Source organism: Duganella guangzhouensis (genome assembly GCF_009674535.1).
Taxonomy (GTDB): Bacteria; Pseudomonadota; Gammaproteobacteria; order Burkholderiales; family Burkholderiaceae_D; genus Rugamonas; species Rugamonas guangzhouensis.
Window position 1 is genome coordinate 173,978 of record NZ_WKJK01000010.1, and the last position, 24,320, is coordinate 198,297.

Below are 24,320 nucleotides of genomic sequence, written 5' to 3' on the forward strand. Positions count from 1 at the left end.
CCGCTTTTTGTTGAATATGGCCCCGCCTGTGCCGTCTTGCCGGCATCCCGAACCAAAAGGCTCAGGTGGTCACAGTTAGTTCAATTTCGGGTTCATCGATCTAGCGACGCTCACGCCCATCGAACAAATTTCCGTAACCGGTGCAAAAAAATGGTTCAAGGAATATATGACAAGTTTCGAACACTGCAGGGTGAATGAAGTTTACTCTTTTGTGCGCCGCAATGGAAGGGCGATTTACACAAATTAAAACAGCGTTTCCTGCGGCGTCAGCGCCTGATCCAAAACCTTGTGCATGGCACTGATCTTGGTTTGCACTTCCAGCAGCGACATATCCGACAGCGGGCCCTGTGGCGCTTTCACCGTCAGGTATTCGCCGGCCACGCTCAGCGCCGCCATCACGGCGATGCGGTCGTTGCCTTTGACTTTGCCGGCGTCGCGGATCGCGCACATCTTCCGGTCCAGGAAAGCGGCCGCGCGGCGCAGCGCCGCTTCTTCGTCTTCCTTGCAGGCGAGCTTGTAGCTCTGGCCCATGATGGTCACATCCAGATGGATCATCGTGCGTCCTCGTTTTCAGGCTGCGAGTGGTCGTCGGTGTCTTCGGTGTCGGTGCTATCCAGGCCCGGGATTTTTCCCAGCAGCGCTTCGAGGCGGCCGGTGGCTTCGCTCATGCGGCGCTGATAACCCATGTTTTCCGCCACCAGGGCGGCATTGGCTTGACGCAGCTGGGCGTTTTCCCGGCGCAGGGCGGCGGTCATTTCGGCCAGCTGGTCGATTTTATCGGACAGTTCTTGGAAATCTGAAATCATCCCGCCACTATAGGCAGCGCGCGGGATGCCGTCAACCGAATCGCGTGTTTGCGCACAACAAGCACGCGATTTATTTCCTCGGTGTCAATTATCGGGCTGGCTCGATGGTGACATTGCCTTCGATGCCGACGCCCTGCCCCGCTTCCGCCTCCAGCAGCACGTTGAGTTCACGCTTGCCGGCGCCGGCCGGCAACGCCACGTCCAGCGGTCCGGCGGCAAAGCTGTCCTTCTTGCCAATCAACTGGCCGTTGAGCCAGATCTCCGCCTTGCCCTTGATGGCGGCGAAGCGGATGTGACCCGAACCATCGGCCAGGTTTTTGCGCGGCGTGAAGCTAGCGCGGTACAGATGATACTTGCTGCCAGCGGCGGCGCGCATCGGCGGCGAACCCCAGCCCCAGGTGTTCATGTCGAAGCTGGCCAGCTTCTGATTCGGATCGGGACGCGCATCGCCATCCGGCGCGATGCGCCAGCTACGCACAAAGGTCAGCGGCGCGTCGGCCAGCGTGACGAACGGTTCGGCCGCGACCGGCTTCACCGGGATCGTCAGCGCGGCGGCTTGCAGACCGGGCGCGCTGGCGTTGATGGTGACCGCATCTTTGCTGTCGTAATTGGTCTGCACGATCAGTTGTGCCAGACCGTTGAACAGATGACGCGTCGCGCCCTTCTCGTCTTCGTGCGAGTTCGGATCGCCATTGCCATGGCCGATGGAACGGCCGCCGCCACTGATGGCAAACGTCACCTCATCGTTCGCCAGCGGCACCGCGCGGCCCTGCGCATCCAGCGCGCGCACCGTGATCGGCATCGCATCGCGGCCATCACCAGCCAGCTGCGCGCGGTCCGGCACCAGTTCCAGCTTGACCGGCGCACCGGTGGTTTCCACCACCGCGCGCGCGACTTCCTTGCCACCCTTGTAGCCGATGGCTTCCAGCTTGCCCGGTTCAAAAGCCACGTTCACATAGTTCATGCGATACGGATCGACCTTCTGGTCAGCCAGCTCGCGGCCATTCAGCAGCAGCTTGAAGCGCTCGACATTGGCCATCACCATCACCCGCACGTTGTCTCCCTGCTTCCAGTTCCAGTGCGGGGCCAGGTAAATCAGCGGCTGGTCCTTGATCCACTGTACCTGGTGAATGTAGTAGGCGTTTTTCGGGAAGCCGTTCAAGTCCATGATGCCGAACACCGAGCTGACCGACGGCCATTCATTCGGCGTCGGCTCGCCGCGATAATCGAAGCCGGTCCACACAAAGCCGCCCGCCACATAAGGACGGGTGGCGATGGCTTCCCAGGCGTCGCGGTGGGTGTTGCCCCACTGCGCCGCATCGTCATCGTAGCTGGCGATCAGGTTCTTCTCTTTCACCGTTTTCCATTCGCCGCGCGTCATGAAGGCCGAGGTGTCTTCCGACGACGTGAATGGCTTGTCAGGACGCGCCTTGTGGAAGCGGTCATAGTCCGGCACCTGATAGTTAGAGCCCACCACGTCCACCGCGTGCGACACATTCAGCTCGGTGAGGAAGCCACCGTTCATGGCGGCGGTGACCGGACGTGTATCGTCCAGCGCCTTCACGGCGGCTGACATGCGGCGCACCATCTCGTAACCGACTTCGGTGGCCTGCACCGGTTCTTCATTAAACACCGACCACAGTACGATGCCTGGGTGGTGACGGTCGCGCCGCACCATCCACTCCAGCTGTTTCATATAGTCTGGTGATGGATTGAAGTTGCGGTTCTCGTCCATGACCACGAAGCCCATGCGGTCCACCATGTCCAGCACTTCTGCCGCCGGCGCATTGTGCGAGAAGCGGATCGCGTTGACACCCAGCTCCTTCAGACGACGCAGACGATACTCCCACACCGAATCCGGCACCGCCACGCCGACACCGGCGTGATCCTGGTGGATGCACACTCCTTGCAGCTTGACGTGCACGCCGTTCAGGAAGAAGCCCTGCGACGCATCGAAGCGGATGGTGCGGAAGCCGGTGTTCAACGACACCTCGTCATACACCTTGCCGCCCTGGATCACGCGCGTGGTGACGCGATACAGATTGGTTTTCTCCAGCGACCACAGCGCCGGATTGTTGATCGCAATCGGCAGCTGCACGCTGCTGGTGGCCAGCACGCCGATGCGCGCCTGCGCCGTGCGCTGCGCCACCTGCTTGCCGGACGGGTCGTACACCGTCACTTCCACGGTGGCCTCGCCGGCCTGCTTGCCGCTGTTGTTCAGCGTGACCTCAACCGGAATGCTCCACTGCTTGTCCTTGAGCTGACGCGGCGTGGCGTGCACGCCATCGGTCACCACGTGCAGCGGGCTGCGTTTCACCAGCCAGCTGTGGCGATACATGCCGGCGCCTTCATACCACCAGCCCTCCATCGCTTCCGCGTCGACGCGGATGGCGATGGTGTTCAGCGCATCGCCGTATCGCAGGAACGGCGTGATGTCGATATAGCTGGCGTTGTAGCCGGACCAGTTGCGGTTGACCACATTGCCGTTGACCCAGATGGTGGCATGGGTGGCGATGGCGTCGAACTGCAGTTCAAAATGCTTGCCGCGGTCGGACGGATCGACCTTCAGGTAGCGGCGATACCAGCCGATGCCGCGCGGACGATAGCCCTGCGCCACATTGGCTTTTGGATCAAATGGGCCTTCCACGGCCCAGTCATGCGGCAGATCGAGGCGACGCCAGTCGGAGTCGTCGTACTCGCTGCCGGCGGCACCGCCGGCGCTGCCGGCTTTGGCGTTGCTATAGGATTCTTCGTGACCGACGATGGGCGCTTCAACCAGGTCGCCCTGATGGAACAGCCAACCGCGATCCAGCGACAGGCGCTCGCGCGCGGCGGCGCTGGCGGTAGCACAAGCTACCAGCAGCAGCATGGTGGCAAACAGTTTTGTTTTCAAATCAGTCTCCCCAGATAAAAAAAGCGGAGCAGCGCCATCACGCACCGCTCCGCAAAACCACGATAAAAATTTACGAACTGCTTACAGCTTGAGCGACAGGCCCAGGTTGTAACGGCGGCCGAACTCGGTCACCTCTTGCTGCACCGGGATGTTCCCGCTGGTGTAGACAGCCTTCTGGTTGGTCAGGTTGTCGATACCGAAGCGCAGCTGCAGGTTAGGCGTCAGTTGCTTGGCCAGGTTCAGCGTTACGTAGGTTTCCTTCTCGTTCATCAGCAGCTGGCCGGCGGTCCAGCTTGGATTACGCACGAACGGGCTGTGGTAGTTGGCCGACAGACGCGCTTCGTAGCCTGCCTTCTCGTACCACAGCGTGACACCGCCGTTGTGCTTCATCAGACCTTCAATCGGATACGGATTGGTGGTCGGGGTCTGCTCGTGGATGCTGGACGCGGTGTAAGCGTAGTTACCCGAGAAGCCCAGGCCATCGAACGGCGCCGGCAGGAAGCTCAGCGACTGCTGGTATTGCAGTTCCAGACCACGGATGTTGCCGCCTTCGCCGTTCACCGAACGGGTCAGGGTCGCGGTGCGGCCGTTGATGGTGGTGCTGTCCGACTCGATCGCGATGTAGCGCGTGACCTGCTTGTAGAAACCGCCCACCGACGCGATCGCGCCCTTGGCGAAGAACCACTGGTACGCCAGATCGACCTGATTAGCCATCATCGGCTTCAGGGTAGGATTACCCGCGCTGCCGGTGGTTGGCTGAGTCGAATCGGTAGGCACGCTCAGGTTACGCGAAGCACGCAGTTCGTCCAGCGGCGCGCGCGACATGGCACGGGCCACGCTGAAGCGGATCTGCTTTTCCTGTGACTCATCCAGCGCGAAGATCAGATTCATGCTCGGCAGGATTTCGGTGTACGAAGTACCGTCTTCCACCGGGGTGGCCGCCGCGCCGTTGAGCGACTGCATGCCGTAGCCGGTCTGCTTGGTGTGCACCAGGCGCACGCCGATATTACCGCGATAGGTCTTGCCGAAGGCTTCGCCGTCCAGGTCACCCTGCACGAAGGCCGAGGTGCTGCGCTCCTTGACCTTCCAGCCCGACAGCAAGTCGTTCTGGGTCTGAGTGCGGCCGTTCGGATCGAAGGCATCGGCGCCAAACGCCGAATACACGGTGCCGTAGAAGTCCTTCAACTGGATGAAGTCAGGATAGCCGGCGATCGACACGCGCTCGTAGGCCGAATCCGGAATCGTCGAAGTTGGGTTCAGCGACCAGGTGGTCTGGTGGTAGCTCTTCTCGCGATCGGTGGCACGCACGCCGAACTTCAGGGTGCTGATGAAGCCATTGTCGATACGGCGCGAAGCCGATACCGCAGCGGCGTTCAGCAGATCCTTCACGTGGCCGTCGGTGTCGGTGTACAGCGTTGGCGCCCAGAAGTTGGACGGATTGCCGGTGTCCAGGCTACCGAAGTTGTACGACTGATTCTCGTTGCCGGTGAAGTCCCAGCTCACGTTGGTGCCGGTCTTCGAATACTGACGCAGGTCGCGCCACTGGCTGCTGCGCATCGCATGCGACGACGACAGATCGGCTTCGATCTTCCACTCGCCGACATTGAACTTGCCGTTCAAGCCACTGGCGGCTTCGCTGGTGTCCTGCACGTAGTAGAAGTCGTTGTTGATGACGCTGACGCCGCTGACGGTGGCGCCGGCCACGTAGCCGTTGCGGATATCCAGGTTGCTGTAGTTGGACGACTGATAGCCATCCCAGTTACCCAGGTCGCCGGTCCAGTGCTGCAGGCCGCGCTCATTGATCTTGGCCGAAGCGTAGTAGGTGTCGGCGGTGATCTGCACATCGCTGTTCGGTTTCCACTCGACCTTGCCCAGAACACTGGAGCGCTTGTCTTTACCGCGGCGCGCCTCATCCTGGAAGCCCCACGGGGTCTTGTCCACTTTGCCGTCGCCGTTCAAGTCCACCGAATTGGTTTCATTGAAGCCCCAGTGACGGATATTCTTCTGCACCGATGGCTGGTCCTGGAAGCTGGCCGCCACCGCCACACCGACGGTGCGGTCGGCAAACTGGTCGACATAGATACCGCCCAGGCGAGGCGCTTTGCTGTCGCCGCCAGGGATGTCCTTGGCCAGCGGGTAGTACAGCGCATCGGCCTTCAGCGAGATCTGACGCTCCTTGTACTTCAGTGGCGACACGGTCTGCAGGTCGATGGTGGTGGCGATACCGCCTTCCACCAGGCTGGCTTCCTGGGTTTTGTACACGGTGGCGCCGCTGACCGACTCCGACGGGAACTGCTCGAAACGCACGGCGCGGTTAGGCTCCGACGAGGCCAGTTCACGACCGTTCAAGGTGGCACCGATGAAGCGTGGGCCCATGCCGCGCGCGATGATCTGCGACGCGTTACCACGATCCAGGCCGGACGACAGGCCAGGCAAGCGGGCCAGCGATTCAGCGATGGTGGTGTCCGGCAGTTTGCCGATGTCTTCCGACGAGATAACTTCAACGATGCTGTTCGACGCATCCTTGGCTGCCAACGCATTGCGTACCGAGGCGCGAATGCCGGTCACGTTGACTTGCTGGATGCTGTCAGCTGCTGCATCTTGCGCAAATGCTTCCTGGACGAGAAGCGGGGAAGTGAAGAGCGTGGCAATCAGCCAGCTCATTTTTTTATGTTTCATTGTGCATCTCCAGTGTTTGTATTTGTCCCGTCTCTGGTGAAGATGTGGACGGATAACCGGATGCTAACGAAACACCTATTTCGAAACCAATAGCTTATTTAGTGCGGGCCATACCAAGTTCGTATATCAGACAACGTTTCAAGTCTGAACAGGCGGACGATAATGAGGATAGATGCCAGCTGCGGCGTCGCGCAGCGCGGCCAGCATGGCGTCGGCGCCAGGCGAGAGCTGGTGTCGCTTGCGCGTCACAATGCCAAACGAATCCATGCTGACGCCAAGCTCGAACGGCAGCACCTTCAACAGGCCGGCGTCCAGATAGGGTTGCACCGCCTCGGCCGGCAGCGCCACCACCATATCGTTATTCAGCAGCAGGCTGGCCACCACCGGCATGTCCAGCGTCTCGACGGTTTCAGCCGGCTGCTCCAGACCATGCGACAGGAATAGCGCGGTCAGACGATCGCGCAGAATGGAGCCGGCCGGCGGCAGGATCCAGCACTGCTCCATCAAGTGTTCCAGTTTGAGATCGGTGCGCGTCATCAGCGGATGGCTGGCGCGCGCGATCAGCAAATGCGGCTCGTCGGTCAGCGGTTCGAAATTCAATTCATCGGCGGCCTCGGTATCGAGGATGCGGCCCACCACCAGATCCAGCTCGCCGCTGCGCAAGCGTTCGACCAGCACTTTACTGGTCGACATGGTGACCGCCACATGCACGCGCGCATGGCGCTCTTTCAGCAGATTGATCGCCTTCGGCACCAGCCCGGTGGCCGGTGCCAGCACCGTGCCCACCCCCACCCGGCCGCGCAGGCCGGACAGCAGCTCCATCACTTCCTGGTGCGCCGCGTCCATTTCCGCCAGCGCCGCGCCAGCGCGACGGATCAACACCTTGCCATACCAGGTCGGCGCCACGCCGCGCGACAGACGTTCGAACAACTGCACCCCGAGCGCGTGCTCCAGCTCGCCCAGCAGCTTGGAAGCGCCGGGTTGCGTCAGATTGGCGGCCTGGGCCGCGTGGGCGATGGAGCCATGCCGGCCCAGTTCGACCAGCAGGACCAAATGGCGGGTTTTCAGGTGGGAACGAACAAAGCGGTCCGAGCGTGCGTCAGTCATATAGGTGAAAAGGTTGGTTGCCCATCATAAATGCGGGCTGAACCAGCGTCAATCACCGCTACGCACGCAATTCGCTACTGGAAGCGCTCCCGCAGTCAATAAACAGGGTATCGGCCAGGCCGGCGGCCTGGCCCTTGGCCAGATCGGGCGGCAGGCCGTACAGGCCGCCCTGGGCGCCCAGCATCAGCAACTGATCCAATCCGGCGCCACCAAAACAGACGCTGGCCACCGCCTCGCGCGCCAGCGCGATCTGGCGCAGCGCGTGGCCGCTGGCGTCATACTGTACCAGCACCCCGCCCTGCACGCTCCACAGCTGGCCGGCGCTGTCGACCACGGCCGCGCCGGCGCCCGGTGCCAGTAGCTCGGAAAACGTTTTCGTTCCACTCACCTTGGCGCGCTCGGCATCATAGTCGCAGTGCAGGATGGCGCCGCGCGCGGCATCGGCAAAATACATGCGGCGGCCGTCCGGGCTGAAAGCGATGCTGGTGGCGCCCGCCACCGCCGGCAGCGCCAGCCGGCGCAGGCCGTGACGCTGCGAATACTGGTAAAAACTGCCGATCGGGCGCTGATCCTGGGCCGCGTTGGCGGTGCCGAACACGAAATTGCCGTCGCGGTCGGCGCAACCGTCGCTGATGCGGGTGCGCGGTTCGGCGGCGTCGATGGTAATCAGCACCTGCGCCTGCAGTGGACGGCTGGGCTGGCCCGGCTGCGGCAGGGTCAGCATGCCCAGCCGCTTGCCCTGCCCGACCAGCAGCCGGCCCGAGCTGCAACTAGCCATCACACAGGCGCTTTCCAACATGCGGCTGCCACTCGGCATGGCGGGCGGCGCCGGCCATGCGTACAGCTGGCTGCCGACCGGGTCCGGCCAACGCCAGCACTGCCGTGCGGCGTCCCAGCGCAGCGAGCAACCGGCCTGGCCGACCCGGATCAGCATAATGCCGGGGGTGGCGGTGACGGTGGTGCTGGGGGCATTCATGCGGTTCCTGGGGACGGTTTTCGATAGTTAAAAGTCTAAGCGAGCGGGTCGGCGTACTGCTATGAATTAAGCGCCGCCAGCCATGCCGATATCGGATAGCTGCTGCTATCCGATATTGATATGGCAGCTCGCGAATTAATCATATTTCCAGTCTAGCCACCCGCTTTAGACTGAGCGCTGTTCCCCGAACCATACCCTGACCTGACCCTATGAAAATCATCAAACTGACGACCTACCGTGTTCCACCGCGCTGGATGCTGCTCAAAATCGAAACCGATGAGGGCATCGTGGGCTGGGGCGAACCGGTGATTGAAGGCCGCGCCCGCACCGTGGAGACTGCGGTACAGGAAATGGAACCCTATCTGATTGGCCAGGACCCGTCGCGCATCAACGACCTGTGGCAAACCATGTACCGCGCCGGCTTTTACCGTGGCGGCGCCATCCTGATGAGCGCGATCGCCGGCATCGACCAGGCGCTGTGGGACATCAAGGGCAAGGTACTGGGCAAACCGGTGTACGAACTGCTGGGCGGCCTGGTGCGCGACCGCATGAAGATGTACAGCTGGGTCGGCGGCGACCGTCCATCCGACATCATCGCTCAAATCAAAACGCTGCAACAGGGCGGCTTCAATACTTTCAAGATGAACGGCACCGAGGAACTGGGCATGCTGGACACCTCGGCCAAGGTGGATGAAGCAGTGCGCCGCGTGGCCGAAATCCGCGAAGCGTTCGGCACCACCATCGAATTCGGCCTCGACTTCCACGGCCGCGTGGCCGCGCCGATGGCCAAAACGCTGCTGCGCGAACTGGAACAATTCCGTCCGCTGTTCGTCGAAGAACCGGTACTGGCCGAGCAGGCCGAATACTACCCACGCCTGGCCGAGATGACCTCGATCCCGCTGGCCGCCGGTGAGCGCATGTACTCGCGCTTCGAATTCAAGAACGTGTTTGCGGCCGGTGGCCTGTCCATCGTGCAGCCGGACCTGTCGCACGCTGGCGGCATCACCGAGTGCCTGAAGATCGCCTCGATGGCCGAAGCCTACGACATCACGCTGGCGCCGCACTGCCCACTGGGCCCGGTCGCACTGGCGGCCTGCCTGCACGTCGACTTCGTGTCGTACAACGCCGTGCTGCAAGAGCAGAGCATGGGCATCCACTACAACAAGGGCGGCGAGCTGCTGGACTACGTCATCAACAAGGAAGACTTCAAGATCGTCGACGGCTACTGCAATCCGCTGCCGAAACCGGGCCTGGGCGTCGAAGTGGACGAGGAACGCGTTATCGAAGCCAGCAAAAATGCGCCGGACTGGCGCAATCCAGTGTGGCGTCACGAAGACGGTAGCGTCGCAGAATGGTAATCTCGCCCCGCCTCCGCATTTGCGCGGCGGTGGTGGCAAGCGTGCTGGCCACCGGCTTTGCCGGCGCCGGCACGCTGTCCATTGACGCCCGCGCACCAACGCCCGCCCCGCTCAACGCCGCGCTGCGCCTCGGCAGCGCGGTCGCCCCCAACGGCGACACGCTCGGTACCAACGCCCGCTACCTGACCCGCAACGGCGCCCCATGGCTGCCGGTGATGGGCGAATTCCATTACAGCCGCACGCCCGCTTCGCAGTGGGAAGCGGAACTGCGCAAGATGAAAGCGGCCGGCATCGACATCGTCGCCAGCTACGTGATGTGGAACCATCACGAAGAAACCGAAGGCAAATTCGACTGGTCCGGCAATCGCGACCTGCGCCGCTTCGTGCAGCTGGCCACCAAGGCTGGTCTGGATGTGGTGGTGCGCGTCGGTCCATGGGCGCACGCCGAAGTGCGCTACGGCGGCATTCCGGACTGGGTGGTCAACGCCATGCCGACCCGCTCCAACGATCCGCAGTACATGCGCTTGATCGAGCGCCTGTATGGCCAGATCGGCCAGCAGCTGAAAGGCCAGCTGTGGAAAGATGGCGGCCACGTGATCGGCATCCAGCTTGAAAACGAATACAACATCGATGGCCCCGGCAAAGGCGTCGCCCACATCGCCGCGCTGAAAAAGCTGGCGCTGAAGGCGGGCATGGACGTGCCTTACTACACCGTCACCGGCTGGGATGGCACCATCTATCCGAGCGGCGAAGTGACACCGGTGTTTGGCGGCTATCCCGATGAACCGTGGGGCATCAGCACCAAAGAGCTGCCGCCGAAAGAAACCTACGCGTTCCGCTTCGACACCCGCGTCAGCGGCGACCTCGGTGCGCAGACTGCGGCCCACGCGCCCGGCACCGCCGAAACCGACAAGGACGTGACGCCATTCCTCGGCGCCGAATACGGCGCCGGCCTGCCCTTCATGTATCGCCGCCGCACCGTGGTGTCGGCCGACGACATCGCCTCCATGCTGCCGGTGCAGCTGGGCTCCGGCGTCAACCTGATGGGCTACTACATGTTCCATGGCGGCCGCAATCCATTGAGCCTCGGTGGCAGCGGCATGGAAGAAAGCACGCTCAGTGGCGGCTACAACGACACCACCATGATCAGCTACGACTTCCAGGCGCCGCTCGGCCCGGACGGCCAGCAGCGCAAGGTGCTGGAAAAGCTGCGTCCATATCACCTGTTCCTGCACGCTTTCGGCTCGCGCCTGGCGCCGATGACGGTGCGTAAACCGGATGCCTCGCCGGCCACGCCGGACGACCTGAAAACCGCGCGCTTCGCGGTGCGCAGCGAAGGTGATCGCGGCTTCCTGTTCGTGAACAACCACGTACGCCAGTATCCGATGGCGGCACAGCAGGCCACCCAGTTCAACATCCATCTGCAAGGACAAAGCATCACGCTGCCGAGCAAGCCGGTCGACATCGCCGATGGCGCCTACTTCATCTGGCCGCTGAACCTGGACCTGGACGGCACCAACCTGCACTATGCCACCGCGCAACCGGTGACGCTGCTGGACCAGGGCAAAGCCGGCGTCGTAGCCGTGTTTGCGGCCAGCGCCGGCGTGCCGGTGGAATTCGCACTGGGCGACGGCGCGCAGGTCAGCGCACCGGGCGCGAAGCTGTCGCAGTTGGTCACTGTCGGCGGCAGCACCGGCACCTACACGCTGGTCTCCGGCGTGCAGCCTGGCACTGGCGCCGCCATCAGCGTGCAACGTAGCGGCAAGCGTCCACTGACCATCGTCGTACTGACGGCGGAACAGGCGCAGCAACTCAGCGTGGTGCAATTGGCTGGCCAAAGCCGTCTGCTGCTCAGCGCCGATCAGGCTTACGTCGATGGCAACGCGCTGCAACTGCGCTCGGTGGGTGACAGCAAATTCCGCTTCGCGGTCTACCCCGCGCTGAGTGGCGCGCCAAAAGCCACCAGCACCGGCGCCGAATGGTCGACGGCGTCCGCCGGCTCGACGCGCAACCGCACCGGTGGCGCGTCGTCCACGCGGCCTTCGAACGACGGCGCGTTTGCCGCCGGCGACAGCGCAGCCGCCACGGTAGCCCTGCGCGCCGCCGGCAACGACGGCATCTTCCAGACCTTCGAAGCCACACTGCCATCACGCGAACTGCAAGCCACCATCACGCAGACCCGCAACGCGCAGGAAGCATCGCCAGTCGTCATCGGCGGCACAGCGAAAGCCGCGATCCAGCCGCTGCCAGAGAACTTCAAGGCAGCCGCCGCGTGGCAGATCAACGTCCCGCGCGAACAGCTGAAAGGACTGGACGACGCCCTGCTGCAGATCGACTTCGTCGGCGACATCGGCCGCCTGTACTCCGGCACCCGACTGCTGGACGACTGGTACTATAGCGGCTACCAATGGCAGTTCGGCCTGCGCCAGCAAGCCGCGCTGCTGGATCAACCGCTGACCGTATCGGTGCTGCCGTTGCGGGCCGACGCGCAGATCTATCTGCCGAAGGAAGCGCGTCCCAACTTTGGTGGCGACAAACAGATCGCACAGGTACGCGGCGTACGCGTGATCCCTGTGTACCAACTGCGCGTCACACCTTGAACCAGCGGACGGCCGCCTGATGCAGTGAACTGCAATCGGGCGCGCCGTCCGCCACCCAAGCCACGATACCGTCCGGCCGTATCAACAGCGCGCTTAAACCCAGCGTATTCTTCACACTGGCCGCAACGTGCCTCACACCCGGCAGCGTTACGTCGGCGCCCAAGTCCAGCAGCAGTCCCTGACCGTCACGCAGCAGCGTAGCCAGCGTCATTTCATCCTCAAACTCAAAATCCGGCACACTGCGGCCGACCAGCGGATGCGGATCGCCCAAATCGTAGCGCGTCTGCACGCCCCATACACGGCCGGCGACATAGGTTGCCGCATCGCGCGTCTTCATCAGATCGCGGAAGATCGCGTGCAGCGGCAGCGCCTCCGGCTTCATCAACATCACCTGCGCGCGCGACCAGTCCAGCACCTGCGCGCCGACCGGATGGCGCTCCGCGTGATAAGTATCGAGCAAACCATGCGGCGCCTGACCGTGAATAGTGGCCGCCAGCTTCCAGCCCAGATTCATCGCATCACCGATGCCCAGATTGAGCCCCTGCCCGCCCAGCGGCGAATGAATATGCGCCGCATCGCCGGCCAGCAGCACGCGTCCATGGCGATACTGCGTGACCTGACGTGCGCGATCAGTCCAGGTAGTAGCCACATGCAGCGCCGTCAGCGTGACCTCGGTGCCGGACAAGCGACGCAGCACCTGCTGCACATGCTCCAACGTCAGCGGCGCGCCGGAATGATGAAAGGCGCCGCCATCGAAATCCTGCATCGCTACGTAGCCTGGCTGCGACTGAAAGTACATCCCGGCGCGCGTCACATTACGGCCAGGCGGCAACAGCGCCGGATCCGCAAATTCCACCTTGACCGTATAGCCGGTGAACTCCGGCTCCGTCCCCTCGAACGCGAAGCCGCACTGCTTGCGCACCGCACTGCGGGCGCCATCGCAGCCGACCAGCCAGGGCGCCGCAAAGGACTGTCCGCCGGCGCGTACCAGCACCGCATCCGCATCCTGCTCAACGCACTCCAACGCCAAGCCACGCCGGATCACAACACCAAGCGACAACGCGCGCTGCTCCAGCATCGCCTCCAGCTCCGCCATCTCCGCCAGCGCATGAACAGGCGTCGCACCGGAAAGACGGAAGGGCCACTGCGCGCGATCGATATCACCGTAATGAAAAGGGATGCCGGCGAAATGGCCGGCCTGCGTAGAAGCGCCATCGCCGAACGGATTACGCATACGCTTGTGCAGCTGCAGCGCCTCAAACAAACCACGTCGCTCAAGCGCCTCCACGGTAGACGAAGACAAGCCGCGTATCCCAAACGGCAGCACCTTCAAAGGCGACTCCGCGCACTCAGCCTTCTCCAGCACCACAACCGAACAGCCGGCCAGCGCCAACTCCCCCGCGAGGAACAACCCCACCGGCCCCGCACCGGCAATCAAGACATCAGTATCCATACCGCCGAGTCTACCCAGCCCCACCATCCGCCGGCTTGTACAAACGCGACAAACTCCGGGGTCAGGTCCATCATTTCTACACGGCCTCTGCCGTAGCGGGACGCTACGGCAGAGGCCGTGTAGAAATGATGGACCTGACCCCGGATTTGAAGGCGGCGGGGGTGGTGCCGCTGTAGCGCTTGAATTCGCGGTTCAGGTGCGATTGGTCGGTGTAGCCCAGCGCTTGCGCCAGGTCGGCCAGGTTGGTGTCGGGATCGCGCCATAGCTGGTTGCGCGCTTGTTCGAAGCGCATCAGGCCGGCCACGTCCTTGACGGTGTGCCCTGATGAGCGCTTGAACTTGCGCTCCAGTGTGCGTACGCTGGCGTGCGCGGCCGCTGCTACGGCGCTGACCGGCAAGACGCCGTGCGCTGATAGCATCGCGGCGCCGGCTTTGAGGATGGTGTTGTCCACGGGCATGCCGCCGCGCGTTTGCAGGAAGTATTGCTGTAGCTGCGTCACGGCTGCGGCCACGCCGCCGCCAGAGGCCATCGTCACCGCCAACGCAGTGTGTAGCCGCGTTATCGGATGTTCGAAGGCATGCGGTCCTTTTGCCGGCGCCAGGCCGAGCAGGTCGAAGACGGTCCACGGGAAGCAGCGCACGCCCAGGATGTCCAGCTGGCTCGCCGCTGACACGCGTACCGGCTGGTCCAGCAATCCCATCAGGAAGGGGGATGGCAATTGCTGCACAGCACCATTGGCAAAAATACCACACTGGCCGCCGAAATAGAAAATAATCTCTGCATAGCCGTCCGGTATCACTTCGAATTCAGTGCTGTCGGGACGGGTGTGCCAGAAGCAGGCGATGGTGTCGCGCAGCGCTTCGGGGGCGGGAAATTGTTGGTGCATATTGAAGATATGGTAACTGCTCAAGCGCGCTTTGCGCTATTTTGTCCCCTTTTTGACGATTAGCAAGCTTGCGCGCCTTGAAATGCCCCAAGGTCGTCCCTATAATTGGCACTCGTTACCGAGGAGTGCTAACAACCTTCTCTACCAACTTTCCGTCATGGCAATCTGATTGAAATGACAACCAACTGTACCATTGTTAATAATTAAGGAGTTTTGTATGAACCTTCGCCCTTTGAACGATCGCGTTATCGTCAAACGCCTCGACCAGGAAACCAAAACTGCGTCCGGCCTGATCATCCCTGATGCTGCTGCTGAGAAGCCAGATCAAGGCGAAGTGCTGGCTGTTGGCAATGGCAAGATCCTGGATGACGGCAAAGTACGTCCTCTGGATGTCAAAGTAGGCGACCGCGTCCTGTTCGGCAAATACGCCGGCCAAACCGTTAAAGTCGACGGCCAGGAACTGATGGTCATGCGCGAAGAAGACATCATGGCGATCATCGTCAAGTAATTCTTGACCAACTGATCCCACTTAATACCCTCAAGGAGTAAGAACATGGCAGCTAAAGAAGTAATCTTCGGCGACGCAGCGCGCGCTAAAATGGTTGAAGGCGTTAACATTCTGGCTAACGCGGTTAAAGTCACCCTGGGCCCGAAAGGCCGTAACGTTGTGCTGGAACGTTCGTTCGGCGCCCCTACCGTCACCAAGGACGGCGTGTCGGTCGCTAAAGAAGTCGAACTGAAAGACAAGCTGCAAAACATGGGCGCGCAGATGGTGAAGGAAGTTGCTTCCAAAACCTCCGACAACGCCGGTGACGGTACCACCACCGCAACCGTGCTGGCACAAGCCCTGGTGCGCGAAGGCATGAAGTTCGTTGCCGCCGGCATGAACCCAATGGACCTGAAACGCGGTATCGACAAAGCGGTTGCCGCCACCGTCGAGCAGATCGCTGTGATCGCCCGTCCATGCACCACCACCAAAGAAATCGCCCAAGTTGGTTCGATCTCGGCTAACTCGGACCACTCGATCGGCGAGCGTATCGCTGAAGCGATGGAAAAAGTCGGCAAGGAAGGCGTGATCACCGTGGAAGACGGCAAATCGCTGAACGACGAGCTGGACATCGTTGAAGGTATGCAGTTCGACCGCGGCTACCTGTCGCCATACTTCATCAACAACCAGGACAAACAAGTTGCCGCTCTGGACAACCCATTCGTTCTGCTGTGCGACAAGAAAATCTCGAACATCCGTGACCTGTTGCCTATCCTGGAACAGATCGCTAAATCGGGCCGTCCTCTGCTGATCATCGCTGAAGACATCGAAGGCGAAGCACTGGCGACCCTGGTGGTCAACAACATCCGCGGCATCCTGAAAACCGTTGCTGTGAAAGCTCCTGGCTTCGGCGATCGTCGTAAAGCCATGCTGGAAGACATCGCGATCCTGACCGGCGGTCAAGTGGTGGCGGAAGAAGTCGGCCTGACCCTGGAAAAAGTGACCCTGGAAGAACTGGGCCAAGCCAAGCGTATCGAAGTCGGCAAAGAAAACACCATCGTTATCGACGGTGCTGGCCAAGCCGCTGCGATCGAAGCCCGCGTTAAACAAATCCGCGTGCAAATCGAAGAAGCGACCTCGGACTACGACCGCGAAAAACTGCAAGAGCGCGTGGCCAAGCTGGCCGGCGGCGTTGCCGTGATCAAAGTCGGTGCAGCTACCGAAGTTGAAATGAAAGAGAAAAAAGCACGTGTTGAAGATGCACTGCACGCTACCCGCGCTGCTGTGGAAGAAGGCATCGTGCCAGGCGGCGGCGTCGCCCTGCTGCGCGCTCGCGCTCAGATCAAATCGCTGAAAGGCGACAACGCTGACCAAGACGCAGGTATCAAGATCGTTCTGCGCGCCATGGAAGAGCCACTGCGCATGATCGTGCAAAACGCTGGCGAAGAATCGTCGGTGGTGGTGAACGCGGTGCTGGCAGGCGAAGGCAACTTCGGCTACAACGCATCGAACGGCACCTACGGCGACATGGTTGAAATGGGCGTGCTGGACCCAGCTAAAGTCACCCGTTCGGCACTGCAAAACGCAGCTTCGATCGCTGGCCTGATGCTGACCACCGACTGCATGATCGCTGAAGTTACCGAAGACAAGCCAGCCGGCGGTATGGGTGGCATGGGCGGTATGGGTGGCATGGGCGGCATGGACGGCATGATGTAATTCAGCCGGCCGGCTAACTTAGCCAGCTACAGAAAGGCCCGCAGGCGCTACGGCGACGCGGGCCTTTTTCTTTGCTACACTCGCTGGATGTCTACTCCAGCCCGCCGCCGCTCCCTCATCGCCGCCTGCAGCGCCCACGCGGTGCACGATGGTCTTTCCGATCTGATCTACGTTCTGCTGCCGATCTGGCAGACCCAGTTTGCCATCAGCTACGCGATGATTGGCGTGCTGCGCGCCGGCTATTCCGGCGTGATGGCCAGCTTCCAGTTACTGGCCAGCCGGCTGGCGCGCCGCTTCGGCCGCAAGCGTCTGCTGGTCGGCGGCACGGCGCTGGCCGGTGCGGCGTATCTGATCGCCGGTCAGGCTGGCGGTCTGGCGGCGCTGCTGATCGCGCTGATGCTGGGCGGGCTGGGCGCCAGCACCCAGCATCCGCTGGCGTCGTCGCTGGTGACCGACAGCCACGCGGCCGGCGGTGGCGTCAAGCAAGCGCTGGCGCAGTACAACTTTGCCGGCGATATCGGCAAGACGCTGATTCCCGGCGCGGTGGGTTTGCTGCTGGTGGTGGTCAGCTGGCAGACCAGTGTCACCCTGATCGGCCTGCTGGGGCTGGCGGCGGCGGCGGCGCTGTGGTGGCTGATTCCGGCCGCGCCCGCCAAAACCACGAACGCGTCATCGCCCCGGCTGGCGCACGGCAACGGCTCGACCGGCGGCCTGCGCGCGCTGCTGGCGACCGGCACGCTGGACAGCGCGGTGCGCATGGGCTTTCTGACTTTTCTGCCGTTTCTGCTGAAGAGCAAGGGTGCCGGCACGGCCGGCATCGGCCTGGCCTTGTCGCTGCTGTTTGTCGGCGGCGCGTTTGGCAAGCTGTTCTGCGGCTATCTGGGCGCGCGGGTGGGGATGATGAAGACGGTGTGGGTGACCGAGTCGCTGACCTCTCTGTGCGTTGTGCTGGCGGTGCTGCTGCCCTTGAACGGTGTGATGCTGATGTTGCCCTTGCTGGGGCTGGCGTTGAATGGGACGTCATCGGTGCTGTATGGCGTGGTGCCGGAGCTGGCGGCGCCGGGACGGCATGAGCAGGCGTTTGCGTGGTTCTACACTGGCACTATCGGCGCCGGGGCGTTGTCGCCGGTGCTGTTTGGTCGGCTGGGGGATGCGATGGGCGTGCCGGTGGCGTTGGTGACGCTGGCGTCTATCCTGCTGCTGACTTTGCCTTTGTCGTGGAAGGTGCAGCAGGAGCTGGCGCCGCAGGGACAGCCTGTGGCGTGAGCGAGGCGAGACCCATCTCGCGCAGGATTTGCTCGCCGCGCGCAACGTCGATGTCCGGCAGACGTGCCATCAGCAGATCACCGACGTCGCCGATCTCGCGTTCATAGACAGCCAGCGTTTGCTTGTCGATCTCATCGAGCGGACGCCGCTCCTGTTCCTCTATGCCTGACAGTATCGCCATCGTCAACGCCTGCACCTCGGCGCTGGGAATGCAGGATGGCGCGTCAAAAAAGAAATCTGGCCGCATCTCCTTGGGCCAGGCGATGGCATTGAACGCGCGATAGCAGTAGAAAAGCGCAGCGTTGGCAATTTCCTGAGGCACGTGCTCTACATAGGAAAGGATATTCATGGCTGACCTCCAACTTAAAGTTCAACCGCATCAAAGAACCAGCTCTGGTGATAATACCCGCGCTGCGCTTCATATCTGCGCCCCATTGGATGCCCCGGCGAAGACTTCGAATTTTCGTGGAGTGCAGATCCCCGGCATCGACATCTTTCTTCAGCGCCCAGTAAATATCGCGCGGGCTGGAGCTGGGTGAGACGGAGTCACGGCTCCATCGCGGATGCCAACAGATGTAGCATGCGATGGCGCCGGACTGGCTGAGGCAGGTCAAGCGAGCGCGCTCATTCCGGCGTGGCGGTCAGCGCGACGGCCTGCTGGCCGGTGGGCGGCAGCAGGCGCAGTTGTAGCCACTGTGCGCCGAAGCGGGCGCGATAGCGGTAGGCATCGCCATCGCGGCCGGCGTACAGCAGGTCTTCCGGACGGCCATACACGTCCAGCTGCGCTTGCAGCTTTTTGGATAGCTCGCCCTGCTTGGCACGCTTCAGCAGCGCGCGCAGCTGTTCGTTAACGGCAGGTACCTCCCCGGCCGCCGCTTCGTGGCGTATGCCGTGCAGCGCGTCGTAAATAAAGGCCGTCATGGCGGACGCGTTGACATCGCCATCGTTGACCAGCGCGATGATCCACAGCTTCTCATCGGGATACAGCATGCTGCTGGTGGAAAAGCCCAGCGTGCCACCGCCATGCCACACCCGATCCCGTCCGGCCTGATGATCGAGGAACAGGCCGTAGCCATAGCCCGCCGTGTCGCCATCGTTCAACACCGCGCGCGTGCGCATCGCCGGCAGCCAGGCGCTGCTGGCCAAGGCACGATTCCACGCGATCAGATCATCCACGCTGGCGACCAGATTGCCTGCCGCACCAATCCAGCTGTTCTGGAACATAGCGGCCGGCTGCAGGCTGTTGCCATCGCTGGAGTAGCCCAGCGCCTTGCCATCGGCCGCCGTCGCCTTGCCCAGCGTGCTGACGGTGCGCATGCCGGCCGGCCGCAGAATATGCGCCGACAGATAGCTATCGAAATCCTCGCCCGACACGCGCTCAATGATGTGGCCCAGCAGCGCATAGTTGGTGTTGCTGTACTTCCAGCGCTCGCCCGGCGCGAACTCCATCGGCAACGCGCGCACGCTGGCGACGATGCCTTCAAAATCAGTCGGCCGCGTGGTGCCGTTGGCGGCAAACTCCGGCGTACCGGCGAAATCGGGCAAGCCGCTGGTTTGCTGTAGCAGCTGACGTATCGTCACACCGACCGCCGCCGGATACTCAGGCACATACTTGCCGACGCGATCATCCAGCGCCAGCTTGCCTTGCGCCGCCAGCTGCAGCACGGCGGCGGCAGCCATCTGCTTGGTCAGCGAACCGATCTCGAACAGCGAGGCCGTGCTGACCGCGCCATATGCCTTGCGGTACACCACCTCGCCATCGCGCACGATGGCCAGCACCGCGCCGGGCGCCTGCCTGGCCTGCAAGGTCGCGGCAACAACAGCGTCGACGCGCGCCGCATCCTCCGGCGGCAAAGCGGCCGCGCAAACGGCGCCATCCAGCGCCAGCCACAGCACGGCGGCTTTCAGTATGAAATGACGAATGAACATGAGCTCCCCTTCAGCATGGCGATTGCGCCTACTGTAGCGTAGTGCCATAAAGGGGAGCGGAGATTTGCGATGAAGTGCAGAAAAGCGGGATCAGGCGTCGCGGAATTGGGCTTCCAGCTCATCGCGGCGTGGGACGTCGGCCAGGTGCAAGATCAACGTCTGTTTGAGATCGGCCGCGTGGGCGGCGCGGTGCTGCGCGAACCAGAACACTTCGTCCAGATCATCATCCTCGTGCGAGGTGACTTGCACCTGACGCTCGGCCGGCAGATCCTCATAATCGGCCGCCTCCAGACTGGCATCCTCGATCGCCTCGCGCCACTGCTCGCTATCCTTGCCCCACACCAGCGCATACAGACAACCGGAATCGACCAGCCAGCGGCTGACATCCCACATCATCGTCTCCAGCACATCGGCCTCAACGACAACAACCGCCTTAAACTGGCGCAAGCCCTCCAGCGAGGGCAGCTCGCTGGCGGGGGAAAGATGAAGATATTTAGGAGCGGAATTCAGCATGACCGCATTCTCGCCGGATCCGCTGAATCCCGCAAGCCGCTTAGAACGGGTCCAGTGCCACCGTGAACTTGCCGCTGGCGTCGGTCGCGCCCATGGTGTAGCCCTGCCAGCCCGGATAGGCTTGTGGCTCCCAGTAGAACACGCCCAGGCCGTTCGATCCCAGCGCCTTGGTCTTGGTCAGCAGATCGGTCAACATGGCTTTCGAAGTGGCAGCCTGGGTCCAGTCCATGCCGACTTCGGTCACCATCACCGGCTTGCTGTAGCGCGACACCATGTCCCACATATTGGTGGAGATTTTGCTGTTGTAGTTGGCCCAGTCGGTCGCTGGCGGATAGTGAGACATGCCGATCACATCCCACTTAGCACCGGCCTCCTTGACGCCTTCAAAGAACCAGCGGAACACCGCGTTGTCATAGCCATTGGCCAGATGCAGGATCACACTGGCGTTCGGATACACCGCCTTGACCGCGCTGTAGCCGTTGTTGATCAAGCCGGCCAGATTGCTAAAGCTGGTGGTCTTCCCCTCCGGCCACAGCATGCCGCTATTGATCTCGTTGCCGACCTGAACCCACTCGACCGTGATGCCATTGGTTTTCAGGTAGTTGAGGATGCCGTAGGTGTGGTTATAGACATCGGTGTTCAGCTGCGTCAGCGTGTGGCTGGCCCAGGCGGTCGGCTTGGTCTGCTGGCCCGGATCGGCCCAGCTGTCGCTGTAGTGGAAGTCGATCAGAATGCGCTGGCCCTGGGCGGCGGCACGCTTGGCCTTGTACAGCACGTCGGCGCCATCGTTCCAGCCACCGCTCGGGTTGACCCACACCCGCAGCCGGATGGCGTTGATCTGCAGGTTTTTCAACAGCACGAACGGATCGGTCTTGACCCCGCTGCTGTTGTAGAACGAATAGCCGCTGGACTCTTGCTGGCTAACCCAGCTGACATCCGCGCCATTGGCAAAGGTGGCACTCCGCGCGGACAAGGCAAACGCCAGTCCGCATGCTGCTAACAGCAAGCCTTTCAGTTTCATACAGTCTCCAGTCTTGATATAGTTTTTAAAGGACGAACACATCCCCGCCGCAGCGTGCAGCCTGTTGCAAGTGGGGAGAAATCGCCGCACCGGCAGAACGCCGGCGCGGCAGAGATGCGGTATTAGCCGAAGCGGCCGGCAGGCACGCCAGCGACGTCGACCCGCACGGCAAACACGGCGCCGGTCAGCGGATGCGCGGCCAGCTGCTCGGGCGTGTTGTCTTCACGCGCGGTGGTGATGTACAGGGTTTTCAGATCGGCGCCGCCCAGCGTGCACGAGGCTGGATTGCGTACCGGCAGCGGGATGGTGTCGAGCAGCTCGCCGTCCGGCGAATAGCGGCAGACGCGGCTGCCGCCCCATTGCGCGATCCAGACGCAGCCTTCGCTGTCGACCGTCATGCCGTCCGGCGAACCTTCGCCTTCGCCGAACTGGCGCCACAGGCGCGCTTCGCCCAGCGAACCGTCGGCGGCCAGCGGATAGGTGTAGGTGCGGCCTTCGTAGCTGTCGGTGTGGTAGATGGTGGCGCCGTCCAGGCTGAAGGTCGGGCCGTTGCAGATGTGGTAGCCCTCATCGGCCACGTGCAGCGACAGGTCGGTCTCCAGACGGAACAGCTTGCCCACGGCCTGGGCGTAATCGGTGTTGTGCATGGAACCGGCCCAGATCCTGCCGGCACTGTCGACCTTGGCATCGTTCAGGCGCAGGCCGCTATCCTCGGGGAATGGACGGTGCAGGTATTCGATGCGCAATTCCGGCTCCAGCCAAACGCGGGCGATGCCATCGCGCAGGCCGGCCATGAAGCCGTCGCCGTCGCGGCGCGCGATCAGCCAGCAGATGAAGTCCGGCATGGCCCAGCTACGGCGCTCGCCGCTGTCGACCTGCACCGCGTGCAGCGTCTGGTTCTTCAAGTCGACAAAGTACAGGCGGCTCTGCTCCGCCACCCACAGCGGGCCCTCGCCCAGTTGCGCGCCCGCTTCCCACAGGCACTGCACGTCATGCTTGCTCATCTGTTTCCGTCCCCGTTATTAGAAAGCCGCCATCATACGGCCAAAGCGCGCCAGGTCGCGACGAAGCTTTCGGCGCGTTCCTTCAGCTGATCCAGCGTCACGCCCGGCGTGTACAGATTGCCGCCGATGCCGAAGCCGGTGGCGCCGGCCTTGACCCAGGCCGCCATGGTGTCGGGCGAGACGCCACCCACCGGCAGCACCGGGGTGCCGGCCGGCAGCACGCTCTTCAGCGCCTTGACGCCGCCATGGCCCACCGATTCGGCCGGGAAGATTTTCAGCGCGTGGGCGCCGGCGTCCAGCGCGGCAAACGCTTCGCTCGGGGTGGCCACGCCAGGGGCGCAATACATGCCCAGCTCGACCGCGCGGCGGATCACCGCCGGCACGCAGTTGGGCGACACGAACAGACGGCCACCGGCCGCGTGCACCGCTTCCACGTGGGCCACGGTCAGCATGGTGCCGCCGCCGACCAGCGTATCCGGCAGATTCAGCTGAACAATGGCGGCGATCGCTTCAATCGCGCCCGGACGGTTCAGCGGCACTTCCAGCGCGCGGAAGCCGGCGTTGTACAGGACTTTGGCGACGTCGACCGCCTCGGCAGGGTTCAGGCCGCGCAGAATGGCGACCAGCGGCGGATTGGGATGGGACAAAGTGGTCATGATTAAGCCTTGATGAATTGGGAAATGGCGCTGCAATACACCTGATGTGGGTCGAGTACCGCGCACTTCAAGCCGAAATGCGCGGCCGCGCTGGCATAGCGCGCGGCCAGCGCCGGCGAGCCGATCACGCTGATGCCCTGGCCGGCGTCGCGCGCGGCGGCAAATTCAGCGCCGATCAGCAAGCCGCTGATGGTGGCGGCGGCCTGCTGTGCCGGTGCCGAGCGCGACACCACACCGGCGCGCACGCGGAACAGCGAATTGGACAGCGGCTCGTTGCGTGCCGCCTGGTTCAGGCCGGTGGCAAAGCCTTCTGCGTCGCTGGCGTCGCCGGTCAGCATGGCCGACAGCGTGCCGCCCTTGGACAGCATGGCGTACAGCTCGCCGGTCATATACGTGGCAAACGACTGGATCACGCCGTCTTTCAGCAGCACCCACTTGCTGTGGGTGCCGGGCAATACGATCCAGCCATCGCGGTGGCCCTGGGCGATCGCGCCCAGCAGCTGGGTTTCCTCGCCGCGCATGACGTCGGCCGAATCGCCGTTGCGGTAGACGTAACCGGGAACGATGTGCGCGCGGCCGGCCCAGGCCGGATCGCTGACCGCCGCCAGGTGCTGCGGCAACTGGGTCAGTGGCACGCCGGCGTCGAGATAATCGACTTCCTGCCAGCCGGAGGCGCTGCCGACCATGCCGGACATGATGACCGGGCTGTCGGCCGGCAGCTGCATCGCCGCCAGCAGGCCGGCCAGCGAGGCGCCGAAATGCTCGCGTCCGCCCACCGCCAGCATGCCCTGGCCGTCTTCATGTTCGGCCAGGCAGGCGCCGTTTTGATCTATCAGATAGGCGCGCCGATTGCTGGTGCCCCAATCTATCCCCACAATATTCTTGTTCACTAGGCTATCCTTTACTGATGCTGCAACGATGGTACGAAAAAGGTCCGTCAACAGCCAATGAATTATCTCGCCGGACTAAT

The 24,320-nt window shown here is 62.7% G+C and carries 20 protein-coding genes and 1 other RNA gene; 5 read left to right on the forward strand and 16 right to left on the reverse strand.

Going from position 1 to position 24,320, the window contains the following annotated elements:
* Positions 1-15 precede the first annotated feature (15 nt).
* From ssrS to GJ699_RS19850, 7 genes are all read right to left on the reverse strand, one after another.
* Positions 16-195, reverse strand: a non-coding RNA gene (gene ssrS, locus GJ699_RS19820) — 6S RNA.
* Positions 196-243: 48 nt separating this feature from the next.
* On the reverse strand, positions 244-555 hold the full coding sequence (locus tag GJ699_RS19825; RefSeq protein WP_154379447.1) for a cell division protein ZapA: 312 nt from the start codon (positions 553-555) through the stop codon (positions 244-246).
* Positions 552-806 carry a cell division protein ZapB gene (locus tag GJ699_RS19830; protein WP_154379449.1) on the reverse strand — a complete coding sequence of 85 codons (255 nt, stop codon included), beginning with the start codon at positions 804-806 and terminating at the stop codon, positions 552-554. Before GJ699_RS19830 ends, GJ699_RS19825 begins: the two co-directional genes overlap by 4 nt.
* Positions 807-894: 88 nt before the next feature.
* Positions 895-3,699 carry a beta-galactosidase GalA gene (gene galA / locus GJ699_RS19835; protein WP_229262189.1) on the reverse strand — a complete coding sequence of 935 codons (2,805 nt, stop codon included), beginning with the start codon at positions 3,697-3,699 and terminating at the stop codon, positions 895-897.
* Positions 3,700-3,780: 81 nt separating this feature from the next.
* Positions 3,781-6,378: a TonB-dependent receptor gene (locus GJ699_RS19840; RefSeq protein ID WP_154379451.1), complete on the reverse strand. Its 2,598-nt coding sequence runs from the start codon at positions 6,376-6,378 to the stop codon at positions 3,781-3,783.
* A gap of 138 nt (positions 6,379-6,516) precedes the next feature.
* Positions 6,517-7,485: a LysR substrate-binding domain-containing protein gene (locus tag GJ699_RS19845; protein ID WP_154379453.1), complete on the reverse strand. Its 969-nt coding sequence runs from the start codon at positions 7,483-7,485 to the stop codon at positions 6,517-6,519.
* 58 nt (positions 7,486-7,543) lie between these two features.
* A complete protein-coding gene (locus GJ699_RS19850) occupies positions 7,544-8,461 on the reverse strand; it encodes an SMP-30/gluconolactonase/LRE family protein (RefSeq protein ID WP_229262190.1) in 918 nt (305 codons plus the stop codon).
* 209 nt (positions 8,462-8,670) lie between these two features.
* Here GJ699_RS19850 and dgoD point away from each other — a divergent pair, with 209 nt between their 5' ends.
* Together dgoD and GJ699_RS19860 are read left to right on the forward strand one after the other, a co-directional pair.
* Positions 8,671-9,819, forward strand: coding sequence for a galactonate dehydratase (gene dgoD / locus GJ699_RS19855; RefSeq protein WP_154379455.1), 1,149 nt, complete (start codon positions 8,671-8,673; stop codon positions 9,817-9,819).
* Positions 9,813-12,419: a beta-galactosidase gene (locus GJ699_RS19860; protein WP_154379457.1), complete on the forward strand. Its 2,607-nt coding sequence runs from the start codon at positions 9,813-9,815 to the stop codon at positions 12,417-12,419. Before dgoD ends, GJ699_RS19860 begins: the two co-directional genes overlap by 7 nt.
* On the opposite strand, the gene GJ699_RS19865 is transcribed toward GJ699_RS19860, so the two are convergent.
* A complete protein-coding gene (locus GJ699_RS19865; RefSeq protein ID WP_229262191.1) occupies positions 12,409-13,872 on the reverse strand; it encodes an FAD-dependent monooxygenase in 1,464 nt (487 codons plus the stop codon). The two genes, GJ699_RS19860 and GJ699_RS19865, sit on opposite strands and share 11 nt — an antisense overlap.
* A gap of 103 nt (positions 13,873-13,975) precedes the next feature.
* A complete protein-coding gene (locus tag GJ699_RS19870; protein WP_154379462.1) occupies positions 13,976-14,758 on the reverse strand; it encodes a helix-turn-helix domain-containing protein in 783 nt (260 codons plus the stop codon).
* Between the two features lie 217 nt (positions 14,759-14,975).
* Between GJ699_RS19870 and groES the strand changes: the two genes are divergently transcribed.
* The 3 genes from groES to GJ699_RS19885 all read left to right on the forward strand — a co-directional run bounded on the left by groES (position 14,976) and on the right by GJ699_RS19885 (position 18,227).
* Positions 14,976-15,266 (forward strand): co-chaperone GroES, encoded by a 291-nt coding sequence (groES, locus tag GJ699_RS19875; RefSeq protein ID WP_154379464.1) that lies wholly within the window; start codon positions 14,976-14,978, stop codon positions 15,264-15,266.
* A 45-nt stretch (positions 15,267-15,311) separates the two neighbouring features.
* On the forward strand, positions 15,312-16,961 hold the full coding sequence (gene groL, locus GJ699_RS19880; protein ID WP_154379466.1) for a chaperonin GroEL: 1,650 nt from the start codon (positions 15,312-15,314) through the stop codon (positions 16,959-16,961).
* An 87-nt stretch (positions 16,962-17,048) separates the two neighbouring features.
* Positions 17,049-18,227 carry an MFS transporter gene (locus GJ699_RS19885; protein ID WP_154379468.1) on the forward strand — a complete coding sequence of 393 codons (1,179 nt, stop codon included), beginning with the start codon at positions 17,049-17,051 and terminating at the stop codon, positions 18,225-18,227.
* Here GJ699_RS19885 and GJ699_RS19890 read toward each other — a convergent pair.
* The 7 genes from GJ699_RS19890 to GJ699_RS19920 all read right to left on the reverse strand — a co-directional run bounded on the left by GJ699_RS19890 (position 18,151) and on the right by GJ699_RS19920 (position 24,240).
* Complete coding sequence (locus GJ699_RS19890) at positions 18,151-18,576, reverse strand: hypothetical protein (RefSeq protein ID WP_154379470.1); 426 nt, start codon at positions 18,574-18,576, stop codon at positions 18,151-18,153. The two genes, GJ699_RS19885 and GJ699_RS19890, sit on opposite strands and share 77 nt — an antisense overlap.
* A 275-nt stretch (positions 18,577-18,851) precedes the next feature.
* On the reverse strand, positions 18,852-20,156 hold the full coding sequence (locus GJ699_RS19895) for a serine hydrolase domain-containing protein (RefSeq protein WP_195763594.1): 1,305 nt from the start codon (positions 20,154-20,156) through the stop codon (positions 18,852-18,854).
* A 90-nt stretch (positions 20,157-20,246) separates the two neighbouring features.
* Positions 20,247-20,669 carry a DUF7684 family protein gene (locus tag GJ699_RS19900; protein WP_154379474.1) on the reverse strand — a complete coding sequence of 141 codons (423 nt, stop codon included), beginning with the start codon at positions 20,667-20,669 and terminating at the stop codon, positions 20,247-20,249.
* A 40-nt stretch (positions 20,670-20,709) separates the two neighbouring features.
* On the reverse strand, positions 20,710-21,690 hold the full coding sequence (locus GJ699_RS19905) for a glycoside hydrolase family 53 protein (protein ID WP_154379476.1): 981 nt from the start codon (positions 21,688-21,690) through the stop codon (positions 20,710-20,712).
* Between the two features lie 122 nt (positions 21,691-21,812).
* Positions 21,813-22,694, reverse strand: a complete 882-nt coding sequence (locus GJ699_RS19910) for an SMP-30/gluconolactonase/LRE family protein (protein ID WP_154379478.1) — start codon at positions 22,692-22,694, stop codon at positions 21,813-21,815.
* Positions 22,695-22,726: 32 nt separating this feature from the next.
* Entirely contained in the window at positions 22,727-23,350 is a 624-nt protein-coding gene (locus GJ699_RS19915; protein ID WP_154379480.1) for a 2-dehydro-3-deoxy-6-phosphogalactonate aldolase, read from the reverse strand.
* 2 nt (positions 23,351-23,352) lie between these two features.
* Entirely contained in the window at positions 23,353-24,240 is an 888-nt protein-coding gene (locus GJ699_RS19920; RefSeq protein ID WP_371867601.1) for a 2-dehydro-3-deoxygalactonokinase, read from the reverse strand.
* Between the last annotated feature and the right edge of the window lie 80 nt (positions 24,241-24,320).